Annotated in this window: 24 protein-coding genes; 22 read left to right on the top strand and 2 right to left on the bottom strand. The window is 49.9% G+C overall.

Annotated elements, in window-relative coordinates; translation table 11 throughout:
* The first annotated feature begins 34 nt into the window (after positions 1-34).
* Positions 35-712 carry an HAD family hydrolase gene (locus R9X49_RS03940; protein ID WP_232689076.1) on the top strand — a complete coding sequence of 226 codons (678 nt, stop codon included), beginning with the start codon at positions 35-37 and terminating at the stop codon, positions 710-712.
* A gap of 43 nt (positions 713-755) precedes the next feature.
* Entirely contained in the window at positions 756-1637 is an 882-nt protein-coding gene (locus R9X49_RS03935) for a polysaccharide deacetylase (protein ID WP_319847294.1), read from the top strand.
* Between the two features lie 38 nt (positions 1638-1675).
* Here the strand turns inward: R9X49_RS03935 and R9X49_RS03930 are convergent, their stop codons facing one another.
* Together R9X49_RS03930 and R9X49_RS03925 are read right to left on the bottom strand one after the other, a co-directional pair.
* Positions 1676-2578: a LysR family transcriptional regulator gene (locus R9X49_RS03930; protein ID WP_015689822.1), complete on the bottom strand. Its 903-nt coding sequence runs from the start codon at positions 2576-2578 to the stop codon at positions 1676-1678.
* A gap of 424 nt (positions 2579-3002) precedes the next feature.
* Complete coding sequence (locus tag R9X49_RS03925) at positions 3003-3920, bottom strand: LysR family transcriptional regulator (RefSeq protein WP_048284455.1); 918 nt, start codon at positions 3918-3920, stop codon at positions 3003-3005.
* A 142-nt stretch (positions 3921-4062) separates the two neighbouring features.
* On the opposite strand from R9X49_RS03925, the gene R9X49_RS03920 reads away from it, so the two are divergent.
* The 20 genes from R9X49_RS03920 to R9X49_RS03825 all read left to right on the top strand — a co-directional run bounded on the left by R9X49_RS03920 (position 4063) and on the right by R9X49_RS03825 (position 19535).
* On the top strand, positions 4063-4767 hold the full coding sequence (locus R9X49_RS03920; RefSeq protein WP_048284456.1) for a type 1 glutamine amidotransferase domain-containing protein: 705 nt from the start codon (positions 4063-4065) through the stop codon (positions 4765-4767).
* A 3-nt stretch (positions 4768-4770) separates the two neighbouring features.
* Positions 4771-5964: an MFS transporter gene (locus R9X49_RS03915; protein WP_064367710.1), complete on the top strand. Its 1194-nt coding sequence runs from the start codon at positions 4771-4773 to the stop codon at positions 5962-5964.
* Positions 5965-6183: 219 nt separating this feature from the next.
* The gene (locus R9X49_RS03910) at positions 6184-7110 is read left to right on the top strand and encodes a hypothetical protein (RefSeq protein WP_064367709.1); all 927 of its coding nucleotides are present in this window, start codon (positions 6184-6186) and stop codon (positions 7108-7110) included.
* Positions 7111-7248: 138 nt separating this feature from the next.
* Positions 7249-7443, top strand: coding sequence for an AlpA family transcriptional regulator (locus R9X49_RS03905; RefSeq protein ID WP_009635172.1), 195 nt, complete (start codon positions 7249-7251; stop codon positions 7441-7443).
* A 14-nt stretch (positions 7444-7457) separates the two neighbouring features.
* Entirely contained in the window at positions 7458-8045 is a 588-nt protein-coding gene (locus tag R9X49_RS03900; RefSeq protein WP_048284495.1) for a DUF2857 domain-containing protein, read from the top strand.
* Positions 8035-8244 carry a TraR/DksA family transcriptional regulator gene (locus R9X49_RS03895; RefSeq protein WP_032693551.1) on the top strand — a complete coding sequence of 70 codons (210 nt, stop codon included), beginning with the start codon at positions 8035-8037 and terminating at the stop codon, positions 8242-8244. Before R9X49_RS03900 ends, R9X49_RS03895 begins: the two co-directional genes overlap by 11 nt.
* A 394-nt stretch (positions 8245-8638) precedes the next feature.
* On the top strand, positions 8639-8860 hold the full coding sequence (locus R9X49_RS03890; protein ID WP_024359933.1) for a hypothetical protein: 222 nt from the start codon (positions 8639-8641) through the stop codon (positions 8858-8860).
* Positions 8861-8928: 68 nt separating this feature from the next.
* Complete coding sequence (locus R9X49_RS03885; RefSeq protein ID WP_048284494.1) at positions 8929-9576, top strand: lytic transglycosylase domain-containing protein; 648 nt, start codon at positions 8929-8931, stop codon at positions 9574-9576.
* Complete coding sequence (locus tag R9X49_RS03880; RefSeq protein WP_048284493.1) at positions 9576-9854, top strand: TrbC/VirB2 family protein; 279 nt, start codon at positions 9576-9578, stop codon at positions 9852-9854. Before R9X49_RS03885 ends, R9X49_RS03880 begins: the two co-directional genes overlap by 1 nt.
* A gap of 11 nt (positions 9855-9865) precedes the next feature.
* Complete coding sequence (locus R9X49_RS03875) at positions 9866-12613, top strand: VirB3 family type IV secretion system protein (protein ID WP_048284492.1); 2748 nt, start codon at positions 9866-9868, stop codon at positions 12611-12613.
* Positions 12614-12636: 23 nt separating this feature from the next.
* Positions 12637-13356 carry a type IV secretion system protein gene (locus tag R9X49_RS03870; protein WP_064367771.1) on the top strand — a complete coding sequence of 240 codons (720 nt, stop codon included), beginning with the start codon at positions 12637-12639 and terminating at the stop codon, positions 13354-13356.
* Positions 13357-13366: 10 nt separating this feature from the next.
* Positions 13367-13642: an EexN family lipoprotein gene (locus R9X49_RS03865; RefSeq protein WP_064360497.1), complete on the top strand. Its 276-nt coding sequence runs from the start codon at positions 13367-13369 to the stop codon at positions 13640-13642.
* A 73-nt stretch (positions 13643-13715) separates the two neighbouring features.
* Positions 13716-14747: a type IV secretion system protein gene (locus R9X49_RS03860; RefSeq protein WP_064367706.1), complete on the top strand. Its 1032-nt coding sequence runs from the start codon at positions 13716-13718 to the stop codon at positions 14745-14747.
* 89 nt (positions 14748-14836) lie between these two features.
* Positions 14837-14977, top strand: coding sequence for a hypothetical protein (locus R9X49_RS03855; protein ID WP_015696803.1), 141 nt, complete (start codon positions 14837-14839; stop codon positions 14975-14977).
* Positions 14970-15653: a virB8 family protein gene (locus tag R9X49_RS03850; RefSeq protein WP_064367705.1), complete on the top strand. Its 684-nt coding sequence runs from the start codon at positions 14970-14972 to the stop codon at positions 15651-15653. Before R9X49_RS03855 ends, R9X49_RS03850 begins: the two co-directional genes overlap by 8 nt.
* Positions 15653-16540, top strand: a complete 888-nt coding sequence (virB9, locus tag R9X49_RS03845; protein WP_064367704.1) for a P-type conjugative transfer protein VirB9 — start codon at positions 15653-15655, stop codon at positions 16538-16540. Before R9X49_RS03850 ends, virB9 begins: the two co-directional genes overlap by 1 nt.
* The gene (gene virB10 / locus R9X49_RS03840; RefSeq protein WP_048284486.1) at positions 16537-17841 is read left to right on the top strand and encodes a VirB10/TraB/TrbI family type IV secretion system protein; all 1305 of its coding nucleotides are present in this window, start codon (positions 16537-16539) and stop codon (positions 17839-17841) included. Before virB9 ends, virB10 begins: the two co-directional genes overlap by 4 nt.
* Positions 17831-18859, top strand: a complete 1029-nt coding sequence (virB11, locus tag R9X49_RS03835) for a P-type DNA transfer ATPase VirB11 (protein WP_048284485.1) — start codon at positions 17831-17833, stop codon at positions 18857-18859. The genes virB10 and virB11 overlap by 11 nt, the downstream gene beginning before the upstream one ends.
* A gap of 49 nt (positions 18860-18908) precedes the next feature.
* Positions 18909-19211, top strand: a complete 303-nt coding sequence (locus tag R9X49_RS03830; protein WP_319847293.1) for a TrbM/KikA/MpfK family conjugal transfer protein — start codon at positions 18909-18911, stop codon at positions 19209-19211.
* An 18-nt stretch (positions 19212-19229) separates the two neighbouring features.
* Positions 19230-19535 carry a hypothetical protein gene (locus R9X49_RS03825; RefSeq protein ID WP_319847292.1) on the top strand — a complete coding sequence of 102 codons (306 nt, stop codon included), beginning with the start codon at positions 19230-19232 and terminating at the stop codon, positions 19533-19535.
* Positions 19536-19681 lie beyond the last annotated feature (146 nt).

Here is a 19681-nt window from a genome sequence, read left to right as displayed (position 1 = left end):
CGACGGGGTCGTGGTTGATGGAGTAGACGAATGCATGCTAATTACATGGAATGTATTACATGACAGACCTCTCAGTGATTTTAACCAAGATGTACTTCAAAACATCCCACGCCTGATGGCTAAACGATTCAGGAAATTAAGGAATTTTGTACGCCATGACGGTCACTTTATTGCCTCATTCACTGAATTTGGTAATGAAGCTATAGATAATGACAGATTCACTGCTATATATGAATCAATTCCAACTGAAGATAAGAAAATATTCAGGGATAAGTTCATCCATTATAGGAAGCTGGCAAGAAGTCTCTACCCTGATTTTTGGGCTGAACTACACCGTCCGCTATTGGATGTTTCAAATTTATTTGAAACAGCTAATGATATCTATATTGTATCAGGAAAGGATGAAGAGTCTATATTATACATTCTAAGTAAATATGGTTTAAACATACCCGCGAATAAAATATATGGAAGGATGACTGACAAAAACAAGACTCTTACCTTGCTAAAATCAATAGCCTTCGATAAAAACGAGGATATTCTATTTATTGATGACAATATCCAAAATGTTATTGATGCATTAGATCATGGCATTCAATCATTTTGGGCTAATTGGGGATACAACATCCCTGAGCATAAATTAATGGCACTTCAAAAAGGAATTAATGAATTAGATACCGAGGATCTCTTGAAATTAGTCAAGAAAACCTCTTAACGCAATATTATTTCAATTTTTTCTGTATGAGGAGTAATAACTCATGGCGAAAGAAATACTATGTGGTTTTGGAGTGGGTGTAGATGCCGTTGCAGGCTGGCTATCTTCTTATGGGGGAGAAGATTCTCCAAGCGATATATCTCGCGGTATGTTCGCTGGCGAAGTAGGTACTCCACGTCTTCTGAATCTATTTGACCAGTTTAATATCCCCACCACCTGGTTTATGCCTGGTCATTCCATCGAAACCTTTCCTCGGCAAATGGAAGCAGTTGTCAATGCTGGACATGAGGTAGGGGTTCATAATTACAGTCATGAAAACCCAATATCTATGTCGCCTGACCAAGAAAGAGAAGTCCTTCTAAAAGGCATTGACATAGTCACAAAATTAACAGGGAAGAGACCTACTGGGTATGTCGCTCCATGGTGGGAATTTTCTCCTGTAACCACAGATCTTCTATTAGAAAATGGCATCAAATATGACCATTCACTAATGCATCATGATCATCAGCCTTATTATGTCAGGAAAGGTGATTCCTGGACCAAGATAGATTATTCCAAGACACCGACCGAATGGATGAAACCGCTGGTACGCGGAGAAGAGACGGACCTTATTGAATTACCCGCCAGTTGGACAATCGACGATATTCCTCCTTTCATGTTCATGAAAACAAAACCCAACAGCCAAGGTTTCATGAATCCCAGGGACATCGAAGAGTTGTGGAGAGATCAATTCGATTGGGTCTACCGTGAGCATGAATATGCGATCTTTACTTTTACGATTCACCCGGACGTATCTGGACGCCCGCACGTATTAATGATGCTCGAACGCCTCTTAACTCATATGCTTGGTCATCCAGGGGTGAAATTCCTAAAATTGAATGACATTGCAGATGACTTTGCCAAGCGATCTCCACGGATAAAATAATGACACGGCAGCCGATGAGGCTGCCTGTTTTATGTATCTCAAACCATAAATCCGCTATTTTTTGATAGTTCGAGAATTCTGTCTCTTATTCCTGAAACGAGTGGGTTACGTAATGAGCTATCAATCCATACCAAATAGATTGAATTTATAGGGAGTCTCTCATGGACATTCACTTCAACGATCTGACCTCCTGCTATGCTTTGGGCGCATAAATACTCAGGCATCACAGTCCAACCAATATTTTCTCGGATCATTCTTTCTAAAATCCGCAAATCCGGTACAGTAATAGACGGACGAAGCAGTGCAAAAAATCGCGAAGAATCCTGGAAAACTTCCCTTATCAAGGGTAACTGTTCATCGTAAGCTATTAGAGGAAGCTTCGACAGCGTATCAATCACGTCCTCGTTTTCTTTGAAGTTGTCTGCTATGAGTGACGCTACCACAACTATTAACTTTTCCATTCCAATTTCAGCATATCCAAATTTTTGTTTATCCGGCATAGAAGTTGTGAAACCTAGTTGACAACTTCCGTCCAGAAGACAGCTGTATATGCGCTTCCTATTTCCTGTCAAAACTTTAAATTTAATACCTTCATTGAATAATATTTTCACCAAGTACGGTAATTTTGACCACATTAATTCTGCTGGCCCGATGAAAGATACTGTCCCCGAGGACTTTCTTGTACGTGATCTAAGCATCGACAACTTCAGTTCAATCGTTTCTAAATCTGAAGCCACCAATCTCGCCAATTCCTCCCCATCCACTGTAGCCACCACACCATGTGAACGACGAGTAAAGAGAACACATCCGGTAAAAGCCTCAAGTGAATGAATGTGGGCAGACATTGCAGGCTGGCTTATGCCCAACCGCATTGCCGCTTTTGAAATCGAACCAGCTTTGTATACTTCAACAAAACTTCGTAACTGAACCAGATAGCTCATACTGCGCATCCTTAAGAGCCTGAAGCTCTCCGATTACGACATAAAATCGAAAGCCTGCACAGTATTATGTTATAAACATGTTCCGTTAATGCTTCTATACATATTAACTTATTTTAACAATTAAAGGATTTTATAGGGCAAGGATAGAACATATCAAGATAACCCATTGATATAGCTATATTTAACGTGCGTTATACTGGTTGGCATTAAGGTTTCAAGCATGCCATGAGATTCGGATTGGCGTGTTGTCTTCTATTACATACCCTGGGGAGTGATAGTCGCTAAACCTTTAAATTGACTAAACAATCATTGTATTTTTATCTATTAACGTTGACAACCTCAACTCAAATCGAGTTATCACAAATTCCTTTGGTCAGCGAAGCGGTAGCTTCTTTTAGACCGGTTCGGACTACCTCTCGGAACATTAATCATCATCCCATGGTGCCCGTTTCCATTTTTCAGTCATGAAATCAATAAATACACTTAGCCTACGGGGTATTGGTTCTCGCCGCGCCCGGACAACACTGATCTGAGATGTGTTTGCTTCCCAATCAGGCAGAACTCGGCAAAGTTTCCCAGCTCTCAATTCATCATGAATATCCCAAGTTTCTCGAAGAGATATGCCAAGCCCCGCCAAACTCCAGGCATGCAATACGTCTCCGTTGTCACTGATAAGGTTGCCAGTAACGCTGATGCTTCTTTCATGACCGTCTTTACGTAACGTCCATGAATTGTGTAAAAAACCCGGGTAAGCGAATACTAAGCAGTTGTGATTTAAAAGATCTTCTGGTCGCTCAATGGGTGGATGATTCTTCAGGTATTCGGACGATGCGATGAGAATACGTCTATTATTTGCTATTTTTCTGGCCAGAAGGCGAGAATCAGCCAGATCCCCCATACGAATAGCCAGATCGAAATCACCACTGTAAAGATCCTGGATTTGGTCAGATAACCTTAAATCAAAGCCCACCCTCGGATGTACTTGGCAGAATGCAGCGATCGCAGGAGCAACATATTTTCGGCCAAACGGAGCGGGCGCAGTCAAACGAATATTTCCGCTTAACTCCTCACTATCCCCTCGGGAAAGTTCCTTCATCTCATCCAGAACGGCCAACGCTACACGAGCCCTCTCAGCTATAGCTCTGCCCTCGTCTGTAATACGTAGATTACGGGTGTTTCTTTCAAAAAGTGTAGTGCCAAGTGCAGTTTCCAGCCTGGCTATCTGCTTGCTCACCATCTTGGGGAGTATCTGTAGGTCTCGTGCTGCGGCAGAGAAATTGTTTCTGTCGACGACGTGTAAAAACACTTCAAGGTCGTCATTTCTCAAGTTTATTTTGTTCATTTTGGGGTAAGTGTTTGTCCGTTTAGGTCTATTTAAAGGATAAATAGATTGTTCCACAATAAGACTCAATATGACAAGTCTGTTATGTCGCATGCAGTCAGAAGAATTTTGCTTTAAGTCCCCCCATATAGAGGAAGTTAAAATGCCTAAACGTATCCTGTTTGTATTGACCAGCCATGACCGTAAAGGTCAAGCCGAGAGTAAAGATGCCGCACCCAGTGGTTTCTATCTTTCTGAGGTGTCTCACCCCTACGATGTACTCACAAAAGAAGGATATGAAATTGATTTCGTGAGTCCCAAGGGGGGCAAGACACATGTTGACGGTTTAGACCTCAGCGATCCGGTTAACGCCTCCTTTTGGAATAATGATTCCTTACGCGAGGCAACTAAAACCACATTAAAACCCTCGCAGATTGATCCTGACGTCTATGACGCCGTCTTCTATGCAGGAGGGCATGCGACGATGTGGGATCTCCCTGACAATATAGAGTTGGCGGGTGTTTCATCACGAATTTATGAAAAGGGTGGCGTTGTCGCTGCGGTTTGTCATGGCCCCGCCGGATTGGTGAATATTCGGCTTTCCGATAATGAATATCTGGTTGCAGGCAAAAAGGTGTCAGCTTTTACCAACGATGAAGAACGTGCCGTAGGGTTGTACGACATTGTTCCATTCTTACTTGAAGACACGCTGAAGCAAAGAGGTGCTGAGCATCTTGCAGCCGCAAATTTTCAGCCACAGGTGATTGTCAGCGAGAGATTAGTGACCGGACAGAATCCCGCTTCCGCAAAAGGAGTCGCTGAGGCAATGCTGCCTTTGTTGGCTTCTATTGAAAATAGAAGAGCCTGAGTTATGAAAGAACGCATGCCTTTTGTTATATATGTCTTTGCACTCTGCGCTTTTGCTTTGGGATTCACTGAATTTGTCACGATCGGCTTGGTTTCCAGGATATCAGTTGATTTAAACGTCAGTGTCAGTCATGTAGGTACAGCGGTGACAGCCTACGCCCTCGGTGCCGTAATTGGTGCTCCGGGATTAACTGCGTTGGCAACACGATGGCCTCGTAAAAGATTATTACTTGTTGCTATGGGCCTGTTTACAGTTGGCAATGGTATCGTCAGTGCGTCTGAGTCCCTAACGCCTATGTTGATTGCACGATTTGCTTCCGGTTTAGGGCACGGAGTGTTTCTTGCTGTTGCTTCAAGTGTGGCAACCCAACTGGCCGGGCGACATCGTGCCGGCGCCGCTGTTTCGGTCGTTTTTGGCGGTCTTACAATTGCGTTGGCATTAGGCGTACCACTTGGTACCTACATCGGTAGTCTGTTGAGTTGGCAGTCTATATTCATGGCAGTAACGGCAAGTGGAGCGATCGGTTTCATTGGATTGGCAATGCTGATGCCCACGGATCAAAATGATCCATCCTTGCAAGCAAATGCCATGGACGGTTTAAAAGCCATGTTCAATCCACTACTGCTTGCGGGAGCAGGAATTACAGTTTTGGCTTATGCAGGATCTTTTGCCCTGTATACGTATATTTCCCCGATTCTACTTCAGGTAACGCATGTAGACGAGCGTACGAGTAGTTTGCTTATGTTGGTATACGGCGTGATGGCCGCTATCGGGAATGTCTGGGGTGGCCGCCTGACTGACAAGCAAGGTGCAGACCGTGCAGTGATGACAGTTCTTATTGGTCTGGCGATCGTCCTCTTTGCTATGTGGTTCTCTGTCTCATCCTTAATGTTAATGGCATTGTTTATTGGCTTGCTTGGAGCATTGACATACGCAGCGGTTCCTTCAATGCAAGCAAGAGTGATCGGACTATCTCACATACATGCACCTGAAGCTCCAGCGGTGGCAGCAGGACTGAATATTGCCGGTTTTAACGGAGGTATTGCATTAGGGTCTCTATTGGGAGGTGTAGCACTGGATGTTACTGGTCTTACAAGCCCTACTTGGGTTGGAGGCGGAGTTGTAATAGTTGGTATTTTGTGGATGTTATTACAAATAAATTCAAATAAAAGACGCACCACCTCCGATTACTCCTGATAGTACACATAGCATTTAAAATGGCTCAGTGAACACCAAATCACTGAGCCATTTTATTTTACCTCTTTGAAAAATATCACAACCAGATACAAGTAGTGTTTATTTTACAAATTCAGCCTCTATTATTCTGGCCTGTTTAGTATCAATCGTAATTTTAAACACCTTTCAAAAACACAGCGACATTCATCAGCAATATCATTGTGTGAAAGGAGATGTACTATGTCAGAAAAGCCCACTTACCCAAACATTAGAGATGGAATTCCAGATTGGATAACTATCAGGGAGGCTGTTAGACTCTTCAACGGATTGAATGGGTGTAAAATAAAAAAAAGTGATTTTTATCGATTCGCGCTACAAGGTAAAATTCGTCTTTCAATATATTTTCAATCCCCAGTAATATTGAGGAAAATTAAATCACGAAATCATAAATTAAAGCTAAGACCAATAAAAAGTTCGTCAACGATGAAATCATTCATGCTTGCCGAAAGTTCCTTTGTCAGCGAAAACAATTTAACTTTCAGTACTGAAGGAAGATATATCCACCCTGTACAGAGAGTCATCGACACAACATTGCTCGGCTATGAATATGTCCTTATACAGCGTTTACTTGCACAATCATTAAAGATTCCACCACCTGTAACTGGAGCAAGGTCGAATAATTATGGCATTACCGTTTCTTTATTGGGGGAAGCGTTTCAAGTTTTCGAAAAGATGACATGGCATGAAAGAATCGAACGACAAGTAAAAAGGCTACCTAAAGATATTTCATCGGATGATTACGAAAAAATAGCACTAAACGACCTAAAAAAAGATTTTAATAAATGTTATTTTCCTATGCATGAATTACCGAGTGATGCCTGCTTTGTCCTCAGAAAAAGTGAACTTGATAAGTTGATCAACAAACCGATCGAAAAAGAAATACTTCCACCCTCTCCAACTCGGATATCCACCCCTCTATCACGCCTCTTCTGGCTTGCCTGCAAAAATAATGAAACTATCAGTCCGCTAATCATGCAACCGTATAAACTATTGTCCATTTTTGAACAATGGGCATCAGAGGAAGGCATTACCGATCGATTCAGTGGCGACACGCTCAAGGCTGCGCTTGAGCGCGGCTCGCCCCCTTCCCTGCCAACACAAAAGTAAGATGATGCCCTTCGCTATGAAAACCCGTATTAAGGATTGTATTTTCCGTAATACGGGCTCATCAGCTTTCTCCACACCACGACTTTGTGTTGTCGTGTTATCTCCCGGCTAGCGCTATATCTGCCACAGGAGAATACCGTGACATCTCATCAGTTATTACGTCTGAAACAGGTTGAAGAAAAAACGGGTCTGAAGCGCTCTCAAATCTATCTGTATATGAAAGACGGTACCTTCCCCCGCTCAATCAAGATTGGCCCGGCCAGTGTCGCCTGGCTCGAATCGGAAATTGACGAATGGATCAATATTAAATTAGTCCGCCGCTCAATAGGCTGAAGGGAGAAAATACCATGATTATCCCATCACTTAATTACGCCGTATTAACCGATGCCCTGCATGCATTGAAGGATGGCAACATTCGTTACTGTGAATCGCTAGGATTCACTTTCGAGGAAATGAATGCCCTCAACCAATTATCACTAGACGAGCTGTTTATCATCAGTCGGGAGTCTGCGCAGTTTTTGGCTGTGACGGTTCATCACGACGCATTACACCTGCTTCTGGCTAAATCCCGTGAGGAGGTTCTGCAGCAGCAACGTATCGATCATGCCATCCGGCTCGGGGGGTCAATTGCGCTACTCAACAAGTATTTTGGCCTCACCTCCAACGAAGTTTGCCTTCGCCGCCGGTTACTGGGCGTCCGTGTGCCTTATGGCCGGACGCCAGAGCCGGACGAAGAGACGGATGCGGACATCTGGCGGCAATGGCAACAATGCCGGGTGGCCAACCTGGAATCGACCGATGCGCTGGCCGCCATGATGCAGGTAACGCAAACCCTGCTGCCGAAAGTCGAAGGGCTGTCACTGACCATCGTCTGGAAGCGTATCGCACTTTGCGAACGGGAGGCGTCAGACCGGAGGGCCACACATGCCGGATGAGATCGACCGCGATCAGGAATTTAATGAGCAACGACTGGAAGAGATGATTGAACAGAGTCGTTTTAAGCCAGGGTCTACACCATCATTATTCCATTGTCGTGTGTGCGGAAAGCCCATTCCTGAAAAGCGACGGCAGGCACTGCCGGGCATAACCACCTGCACGGAATGTCAGGAAAAACTTGAACGCCGAAGACGTTAATAATGGTCACAGAGACATGCAGGAATATTTCCCCTGCATGTCTCTATCATTAACTATAAATCCACAGCCGTCTTTATTAACTATTTCACTTCCTTTTATTCCTCGCAGAGTTTTAGCCTCTCCACCGTTAATTTATCTCTCATTTTAACTTTGAATTTATCGTTTATATACCGCCCCGGATATCTGATCATGAAGACGTCATTACATAATAGTTACCCGTATTGACGTTAATTCGCTTGGAACGGGTATTGTTCTTTAAAAATAAGGTTCGGGCTGTCACATAACCACAATTCAGGGTGCCGCTGAATGTTCTCGCTGACCCGTTAAAACCGGAATGCAGAATTGGGATGTGACATTTATTTAACTCATCGTTGTTTTTAGTAGAGGAGGCCACATGCGAAAACCCATTTATCACGTATTTGTCACCCAGGAAAGTCAACCCGATGCACAGGGCGAAATAAACACGTATTGGACCAGGGTTGGCGTGGCGTTCGCTCATAACGGTAAGTCTGGCCTGAATATTATGCTGACACCCGGTATTGCTGTCTCCGGCAAGCTGGTGCTGCTTGAACCCAGAGAAGATAGCGGCATTTCGCAGGATACCGCCTCTGCTTAATCCGCTTTTGACCTTCCTCCGGCAGGGGCTTGGTATACACCCGCCGGGCTGACTGTTAAGAGACCACCATGCTATCCACCACAGCCTTTCTTACGCTGTCGATGCAGTGCGCCGCCAGCGTTCACCCGTCGACGGCACTTGATGTGGCGCGGGTCGAATCCGGTTTGAATCCGTATGCCATCGCTGAAATTCTGCCCGGTGGCAAAGGTGTGATTTCACATTTCCCCGCCAGCAGGGATGAGGCCGTCAGCCTCACCGGGCGGCTGGCGGCACAGGGCCGACGCTATTCGGTCGGGCTGATGCAAATCACCAGCACAAATTTCCGTCATTACGGCGTGAGCGCCCGTGACCTTCTTGACCCCTGTACCAACCTGTCCGTGTTTGAGCACATCCTCACCGACTGCTACCGCCGCGGCGGTTCCCTGAAACGTGCGCTCAGTTGCTACTACTCGGGAAATTTCACGACCGGCCAACAGCCGGAATCCGCGTTTAACCGGACCAGCTACATCCAGCGCATCGGCTACGCCGTACCGTCAACGCGGGAAGACCGGCAGCGACCTCCCGCCGAAAAGCTCGTGCCGGCAATCCGTTACCCCGCCGCCGTCATGCGTGGCGAGCTTACCGATAACGCCACGCCAGTTCTGACATCCCTGCGCTACCCCAATGCCGTGATACGCGGCGCGTTACCCATTCCCGGCCCCCTAGAGGAACAATGATGAAACGAAAACAGTATGACTGGCCCGTCCTCTCTTCCTTGTTAATAGCAAGCCCGGTGCTGGCAGCAGACAGCGGATTTAATAAAGCCAATGAGACGCTGAGCAACACCTCTACCGGCCTGCTCGGACTGGCCGCCGTCACCATCACGCTGGCCACCATGTGGGTGGGATACAAAGTCTTGTTTGACGGCAAGAGCCTCCATGACATGCGCAACGTCATCATTGGCGCCATCCTTATCGTCGGTGCGTCAGGTTTCGGTGCCTACTGGGCGTCATAAGGGAGGTAACGATGGCTACGCTGAACAAAGCACTGACGCGGCCTGCCGCCATAGCTGGCATTCCCCTCGTGCCGTTCGTGATGGTCAGCGGGGCCATCGTCCTGCTGGCGGTCTATGTCAGCTATTACCTGATATTACTGCTTATTCCCGCCTGGCTGGAGATGAAGGCAAAGGCCAGGACCGATATTCACTATTTCGGGCTGCTCTGGCTGGCCTTTAAAACCCGTGGCCGGTTTGGCACCAATAAACATTTTGGTGCCAACGCCCTGCTGGCAAAGCGCTATGACGCTGTCGACGTCTCGGAGTTTATTGAAAAAATGAAATTAAACGAGCGCGTTACGCTGGATAAATATATTCCGTATTCCTCCCATATTCATCCGCACGTCATCAGAAACCGCCAGGGTGATTTGGTTGCCAGCTGGGAACTGGAGGGCACCGTTTTTGAATGCGAGGATGAACATCACCTGACGTTAATGGCGACGCATCTCAATAACGTTATTCGTGCGTATGAAGGCCTGCCGGTTACCTTTTATCTTCACCGTATCCGGGAAAAGTACCACGATGTCTTTGACGCGAATTCAGGCATTCCCTTTTCTGATGAAGTGACCCGGCTGTATTACCAGCCGATCAACGAAAAACCGTTCTGGCGGCACCGGCTGTTTTTCACCCTCTGCTACGCGCCCTTCTCTCCGCTGGAGAAAAAGGCCATGAAGGCGCAGCCGTCCGGTAAACGCAAAGCGGCGCTGGATGATGCTCTGAAAGTGATGCTGGAATACCGGGAGGCACTGGCTTCCGCGCTGTCCCGCTATACGGCGACGCCGCTGGGGATGTATGAAGACAACGGGCGGGTGTATTCCGCCCAGTTGTCCTTTTATCACCGTCTGCTCACCGGCCAGTGGCAAAAGGTGGCGGTCACGCGTGCGGCGTTTTATGAAACATTAAGCACGCCGGATGTCTTTTTTACCACCGACACCGCCGAGTGCCAGACCGTCGGCGGCTCCCGTTTTTTCCGCAGTCTGGAAATCAAAGATTATTCGCCGGAGACCGCGACCGGCCTGCTGGACGCGCTGCTGTATGCCGAAAGCGAGTATGTGCTGACGCAGTCCTTCACCTGCATGGCCCGCGATGAGGCGCAGAAGCATATCCGTCTGGCGGAAAAGCGCCTGAATTCGGCGGATGACGACGCCATTTCGCAGCGCGAAGAGCTGATTGTGTTGCGTGACCTGCTCCAGTCCGGGCATGTCTCCTGCGGAAAATACCACTTTTCCCTGCTCGTATCCTCAGACAGCGCCGACCAGGTGGTCAAGGACACCAACGCGCTGGCGCAGCCTTTCGCCGACCTCGGCATCATGACGACGCTGTCTACGCTGTCGCTGCCCGCCGCGTACCTGGCGCAACTGCCGGGTATCTATACGCTGCGCCCCCGTCTGGTGGCCGTCAGCAGCCAGAACTTTGCCGACCTGGCGAGCCTGCACAATTTTCATCCTCATAAACGAAACGGCAATCCCTGGGGCGATGCCATCGCCATCCTCAAATCCCCTGGCGGTGGCGGGTATTACCTGAACCTGCACGACAGCCAGAGCGGACGGGATGACTTCAACGAAAAAACGCCGGGTAACACGGCGATTATCGGTAAAACAGGCTCCGGGAAAACGATGCTGATGACCATGATGCAGCAACTGATGCAGAAGTACCGCAATCCGGCGACCTTCTCCGCCTCAGCCACAATCCAGCGGTTCACCACGGTGTATTTTGATAAGGACCGGGCGGCGGAGATGGCAATACGCCAGATGGGCGGACGCTACTTCCGTATCCGTACCGGAGTGCCTACCGGGTTCAATCCTTTTGCGCTGGCCCCAACCCGGCGGAATATCAGCTTTATCAAACGACTGGTACGCATGCTGTGCGGCCGCAACGGCAAGCCGCTCGATCCGCGCGATGAGGAGCGGATCAGTGCCGCCATAGATACCATTATGCTCGACTACCCGCCGGAATACCGCAAGTTCGGTATCACCCGGCTGCTGGAAGTCCTGCCGGAGCCGCCAACCACCGACGCCCGCATCAACGGGCTACGTATTCGCCTTAAACAGTGGGCGCAGGGCGGCGAGTTCGGCTGGGTATTCGACAATGAGGAGGACACCTTCAACATCAGCAACATTGATAACGTGGGTATCGACGGTACGGAATTTCTCGATGATGACGATATTCGCGGCCCCATCACATTTTATCTGCTTTACCGCGTCACCGGCCTGCTGGACGGTCGCCGGCTGGTGATGTTCATGGACGAGTTCTGGAAATGGCTGGCCGATGTCGAATTTTCCCGCTTCTCGCTCAATATGCTGAAGGTGATCCGCAAGCTGAACGGCATCTTCGTCCCCGCCACGCAGTCGCCTGACGAAATCGTCAAGCACCCGATTGCCCCGGCGATTATCGAGCAGTGCAGCACGCAGATTTTTCTCGCCAACCCGAAGGCCAGCCGGGCGGATTACGTGGAAAAGATGAAAGTGCCGGAAAGCATGTACGACATCGTCAGAAACCTCGATCCGGGTGAGCGCTCTATGGTGGTCCTGAAAACGCCGTTACGCGCAGGTGAAACCCGGCCTTTTGTGGCGATGGCGAAAATGGATTTAGCGGGCCTCGGGAAACTTACCAAAATGCTGAGCGGGAGTGAAGACAACCTGAAACTGTTCGACACCCTGTATCAGGAAGGAATGCAGCCTGATGACTGGAAAGCCGCCTTCCTTGAACAAGCCCTGTAATAATCATGACGGAGGTAATGAAAATGCGGTTCAGAGATAGCATACTGGCATTATCGTTGTTTATTTCCACCCAGGCGATGAGCGCCGGAATACCGGTATTCGACGCCGTACAGAATACCGAATCCATGAATCAGTGGATCCAGAAACTCCAGCAATGGCAGGAAACCGTCACCCATTACAGAAGTGAACTTGATGCCTACAAGCAGCAATTAGCCACGGCAACGGGCGTGCGGGACGTTCAGGCATTTCTCCGCGAGGCCAAAAGTCTGAAAACCGATATTGATAATCTCCGTCAGAACGGTATTTCACTGGATGACCTGCTGAGCAACCAAAGCGGGTCATATTCGTCTGAACTGAATAGCTTGTATAACAAATATAAAACGTTCGATACCTGTAACCCCTCCAGCTCTTCGCAGCGCTATCTGGACAGCTGCAAACAGATGATCCTGAATCAGGCCGTAGCGATAGAAAATACGTCCGAGGTTGAAAATAAGATCACGGGCACGCTCGACGATATATCAGATTTATCAGACCGTATTGCTAATGCGCAGGATTCGAAAGAGTCACAGGACCTGGCTAACGCCATCGCGGCCAAAAGCGTACAATTGAATGCGCTGACCAGCCAGTGGGAGATGTCAGTCAAACAGACTGAACAGCGAACAGTGCTGCTGGAACAGCAAAAACAGAAGGCCTTTCAGCAACAGCAGTTAACTGCGCCCATTGCCGATCTGAACTCTCTATAGGGAGGTTAACATGTTGAAACCCGTATTAACCTTATGCGTCATGTCAGGCATTCTCGTCTTATCCGGTTGTAAAGAGACGAAATCAGAAGCCTGGTATAAAGAACATCCCGATGAAACCTATAAAGTCTATACGCAATGCCTCAAGGATGGCGAGGCAAGCGACAACTGCGAGTTTGCGCACCGGGCAGCACTCATGTTTGCCCAGACAGGCAAACCCGGCATCAGGGAAAAATTCGAGACACTGTTTCAGCAGGAAGCCCAAAAAAGAAAATCCGTCACTCAGTAAGATCCCCGCCAACAAAAACAGGGATCCCTCCCTGTTTTTATCCCCTGTCTGTTCCTGACTAATGAGAGGCACCATGTCCGGTGGTATTTTTGTTGGTATGGACAAAAACATCATGGATGGACTCAATGCCGTGTTAGAAGGTCAGTCTTCTACCTACGGCACCCTAATCAGTGTGATTATCGTCAGTTCCTTCACCCTATTTATTACGTATCGCGGGTATCAGACGCTTGGCGGCAAACTCCAGACACCGGTTGAAGATGTTGTCTGGGATGTGGGCCGCATGTTGCTGATCACCACCTTTGTTTTAAACCGCGATGGCTGGCTGAATGCCATCATTGCGGCCATTGAAGGGCTTAAGGACGGCATCAGTGGCGATGATAATGTCTGGGCGCTGCTCGATACGGTGTGGGAAAAGGCACAAGCGCTGGGGCAAACGCTGTTCAATTTGGACACTTCTACCTACGTTAAAGTGAATGGCGGCTTTTCCGAGGTGCTGGTCTGGGGCGGTGCAATCTTTCTGTTATTGGCTGCAACCTTTGTCAACCTGCTCGCCGAAATCACCATTCTGTTAATGACCACCACCGCCCCACTCTTTATTTTCTGCCTGCTGTACGGTTTTCTTAAACCCATGTTTGATAACTGGCTGAAAACAATATTTACCGCAATCTTAACGATCATGTTCTCTGCCCTGTCTGTCCGGATCGCCATCAACTACCTGAGTAAAATACTGGATGCCGCCACAGCAACGTCTGCTGAAAGCAATATGGTGACCCTGGCGGCGCAATGTTTGCTGGCCGGGATTGCCGCAGGCGTCGTGGTGTATTTTTCAGCGAAAATAGCCACTGCGCTGAGCGGTGCCGCCGTACAGGCCGTGTTACAGGGTGCCGCCATGAGCGGACTGAGCGGGCTGGTCAGCAAATCTGCCGACGTCGCCAGACCCGGCATAAAGGCAGGGGGCCGACTGACCGCCAAAGGTGGCATGGCAGCAGCCGCGACAACCGGCAGGTTCATTGCCGCAGGTGCGGGCAAAGCCGTGAACGCCTGGCAGAAACGTGCCACCGCCATCGAAAGCATGAAACGCCAGAATCAGCAGCGTCACCGTTAATCCTCCCGATCGCTAATTTCTTTTCTCCGTCACGCCGTGGCCTCTGCCAGCGGTGCGGCCTTCCTGCATTTATCCGATAAGAGGCTTCCATGAAATTCAGCATCTTGCTTCTGGTGTTGTGCGCGCTTACGGGCTGCGCGCAGCATCAGGGCGACCTCCCGCCGGTGTCCGGCGATCCCCAGCCGGTTAATTCCCCCGCCATAATTCAGGAGCTGACTCACCATGTCTGATATTCAGCGCATCATTAATGTCTCGCGCTCTTTTGAATCCATCCTGCTGGAAAAGGAAGAGCGTTCCCGCAAAACCGCCTGGCGGGTGGCCGCTGCCGGGCTGATTCTGGCTGCACTGGCAATTACGGCCATGATTATTCTGCTGCCGCTGAAAACCACTGACATTGAATTGTGGTCGGTGGATAAACAGACCGGTCGTTATGAGTATATGACCCGCATTAAAGAGCGGGATATTGCGTCTGAAAAAGCGCTGGCGCATTCACTGGCGGCACACTATGTCAGACTCCGTGAGGGATATAATTATTTCTCCCTCCAGCGTGATTACGACGACGTACAGTTATTTAACAGCGACAGCGTGAACCGGGATTATCTGGACGGGTTTAACGGCGACCAGGCACCGGACGTTATTTTTAATAAAGCCGAATACGTCGTCTATATCGACATTATTTCTAATGTGCATGCGCCTGCCACCGGGCCGGATAGCCTGGCAACACTGCGTATTAAGCGCACCCTCCGCCGTATTTCTGATAATTCAGTGAAAACGGACTTCTGGAATATCCGCCTGACTTATCGTTATGTCCCGCATCAGCAACTGACCGACAGTCAGCGTGAAGTGAACCCGCTGGGCTTTATCGTCACCAGCTACCAGCGCGATAAAGAACTGAGGAGCGAATGATGCTGAAAAACATCCTGCTCCTGACGGGCTTACTCGCGTCATGCGCGGCATGGAGTGCCGCCACCCCGCGCGGCAGCGGTTATGACGGCCGGATGCAGAACGTATCGTATAACAGCCAGAACGCCACGGTCGTCAATACCCGCCCTGGCTACGTCACCACGCTGCTGTTTGACGACGATGAAGCTGTGATTGATGCGCAAGCGGGCTTTCCCAAAGGCTGGACGGTGACGAAGAGTGATAACCGGGTAGGCATCAGCCCGAACCCCATTACCCAGCCGGTGACGGACGCCAGCGGCAACAACGTCAGCCAGGTGTTCCTGCCCACGGCAAAGGACTGGAAGACCAACCTCTTCGTGGTGACCTCAAAGCGTGATTACAGCCTGGAGCTGAACGTGCTGGACCACGATTCCCCCGCGCAGGCGTTCGTTATCCGTTACCACTATCCGGCCGAGGTTCGCCAGCAATCCGCCGCCGCCAGCGCCGCGCGTCAGACGCAGCAGCGTGAAAGACAGGAGAAGCAGCAAATAGCAGCAGCATTCGGAGAGGCCAGCATGCCACGCAACTGGCGCTACACCAAACGGGTCGCCGCGGGTTCGACCTCCATCGCGCCGGATTTTGCCTGGGACGATGGTCGTTTTGCTTATATCGGTTTTTCCCCCATCAGAACCCTGCCTTCCGTTTTCCGGGTGGTTAACGGACGGGAGCAGGCGCTTACGCCCCGGACAGTTAAGCAGGGTAATTACATTGTGATGGTGGTTCCGGCAGCGCCACAACTGGTGTTGCGTTACGGCACCTCGGTGGTGGGGATCGAAAACGACGGATTCGGGCGCATCCCGATAACCCGCAGCGACACCGTTTCACCGTCCGTTACGCTGGAGGCGAAATGACCGATAAACCTGTCCCGGACGAACCGGAAAAAACCACCGCAGAGCGGGAAGCGGAAGCCCGCGAACGCGCCCGGGCGGCAATGGCGTATCAGGAGCCGGAGCAGAAAACACCGCCCGGCCAGCCGGAAGTGACCCGTTTTCGTAAGGTATCCGGTCGCCGCACGCTGATCGTCAGCCTGCTGAGTCTGACGCTGGTGATCGCCCTGGCATCCGGCGGCGATCGTCTTTTCAGTGCATTGAAAGGGGGTAATGAGAAAGAAGCCGACACCGCGCCGCCGCCCTCCGCCGGGAAGACGCTGCATGAGCGTCAAAATCTGGGCATGGACAGTAGCCCGTTTGGCCTGTTCGGGCCGCGCACACAGGACAAAACAGACCCTGCCCGCCAGGCCGTCACTCCCGCACCCACCCTGCCACCAGCCCCACCCGCCCTGAACAAGGCAGCCGCACTGGCTGACGGGCTGAACAACGCCCGAACAATGCCGGGTGATAATGCACGCACGTCCCCGGGTGAAACGCGTAGCAACGCAGAAACGTCCAACAGTCCGTCATCATCCACGACATACACATCCTGTCCATCAGTACTGTCAAGGGGAAAGGATGGCAACCTGCGCTGCCCGGAGACTGCCGCGCCGGAAACGGGTAACAACGACAATCCGGGCGTCGCCCGTGTCACCGGCGTCAGACGGCTGGGCCTCGATCCTGATCTCTATATCCCGGTGGACCGCTATATCCCGTGTTCGATGATGTGGCGCTTCGTGTCCGATGTCGGGGGGCATATTTCCTGCCTGGTCAGTGAAGATGTTTACAGCGCCAGCAACCATGTGACGCTGATCCCTGCGGGAACGGTCGCCCGTGGCATCTACCGCACCGGGGCGCTGCAACACGGACGCAGCCGGATGTTTGTGCTGTGGACGGAGCTGCGTACGCCTGAGCCCGGCAGCCTGCAAATCCCGCTAACTGATACGCAGGCCAGCGGCCCGCTCGGCGAGGCGGGGATCTCAGGTTGGATCGACAATCACTTCTGGGAGCGCTTCGGCAATGCCCTGATGCTCAGTACCGTGCAGGACGTGGCTGCGGCGGCGTCGGATGCTGCCCCGGGGAAAGACCGCAATACCGACTACACCGAAAACACCCGCGCCGCCACGGCGGAAATGGCGGAAACGACGCTGGACAACAGCATCAATATCCCGCCCACCCTTTACCTGAATCAGGGTGATGTCATCGGGATCATGACCGGCACCGACATTGATTTCTCATCCGTCTGGCAGCTACGACTGAAAAAGAGGTGGTATGAACGCTGAAAACCTGTCGCTGGATTTTATGAAAAACCAGCTGTTTGTTGATTTTATTGCGCAGGACGGCCTGACGGAAATTGCCGTTAACCGGCCGGGTGAACTGCATACCAAAATCCGGGGGAAATGGCGAAGACATGAAGCCCCGATTACGCTGCGCCAGTGTTACGCCTTTGCCAGAGCGCTGGCGTCCTGGCAGGAAGATAATATCGACGACACCTCGCCGATCCTTTCCGCCACGCTTGAATCAGGCGAGCGCATTCAGGCCATTATTCCCCCGGCCTGTGAGCGTAATACCGTGTCTATTACGCTGCGCAAGCCCTCATTCGGGCAGAAAACGCATCAGTCATGGATTGATGCGGGATTTTATAACCGGGTGACCGGTAAGGAGCGAACGGAAGGCAAAGATGTTGAACTGACCCGCTACTATCAGAGTGAGGATATGCCCCGCTTTATGGAAAAAGCGGTGGAATACGGCAAGACGATTTTTATCGTCGGTGAAACCGGCTCCGGTAAAACCACCTATATGAAAACGCTGCTGCACTCGATTCCCCGGCACCTCAGGCTGACCACCATTGAGGATAATCCCGAAATCCGGTTCTATCACCACACCAATTATGTCCATCTCTTTTATCCGGCGGATGCCGGGGATAATGCCATTATCACGCCCGGCAGACTGATACGCGCCAATTATCGTATGAACCCTGACCGGATATTACTGGCTGAAATTCGCGGACAAGAAGCCTGGGATGCACTGAAAATCGTCGGTTCCGGGCATGAGGGATTAATGACTTCCCTGCATGCGGGCAGCCCGGAAGAATGTATTGAAGGGTTAATTGACCGCTGCTATGAAAACCCCGACTGCAGGAACATGCCTTTCGACGTGCTGTTACGCAAGGTGCTTAAGAGCATTGATGTGATAGTCAGCATTGATATTCACGGTGACATACGCCGGATGAGTGATGTTTATTTTAAACCCCTTCATCTCAATGACATGAGAGGTGTATTCAGTAAAGGACTCCAATAAATAACTTATCGAAATACACAACCCTCGTTTAAATATCAAGGTGACCGAAATGAAAAAAGTTATACCCTCCGCATTATTACTCTGCATTATGGCGTCATATTCAACCTCCGTCATGGCCGCTGACGCCTGTGAAGTGGTGTTATGCATGTACGGTAAAGCCACCGGTAACGGCGGCGGCAATGAATGCCATTCTGCTGAACGCACATTCTTTAATATCGTCAAAAAGAACAAGCACGGTTTTCTGCCGGACCATACCGCCGATGCCAGAAAATCATTTTTACTTGAATGTGACTCGGCAGCCCCGGCAATTATCAGCCAGATTATCAATAAATTCGGCCGCGTGCATGGTTAATTAGCGGAGGTTATCTTTATGACCAAACCGGGTTTTATTCAGCATCCCTGGACACATCAGCGTGGGGATTCCATGCGCGCAGCCTGCGTTATTGAGTACATTGAAAATGAGGCGATGCGTGGATACGGCATTTATTATGAAATTTATCACTACCGGGTTATATGCCGGTTATTGCAATTACTGCAAACGCTGAACGCTACCGACAGAGTAACGCTGACAGAAGAAGCTAACCTACGTGGATTTACGCTTGATGAAACCAGCATTAAAGAAAGTCGTCAGTGTTATTCCGACATCATCAGGGAAATCCGTGAGAGCCACTATTAATCCCTGCCTTAGTTTTATTCGCAGGTCTCCTATAGTGCCAAAATATTTTAGCCGAGTCCGGCTTAAGGCGTGGCGGTTTTCAGGTTTTTACGGCCCGGCACATTTTTCGCGAATTAAGGAGTGAAAAATGCGGGCCGTAAAAATGA

This window comes from Pectobacterium carotovorum (assembly GCF_033898505.1).
GTDB classification, from domain to species: Bacteria; Pseudomonadota; Gammaproteobacteria; order Enterobacterales; family Enterobacteriaceae; genus Pectobacterium; species Pectobacterium carotovorum_J.
Note: the sequence above shows the minus strand (reverse complement) of the source record. Positions and strands in the feature narration are given on the sequence as shown.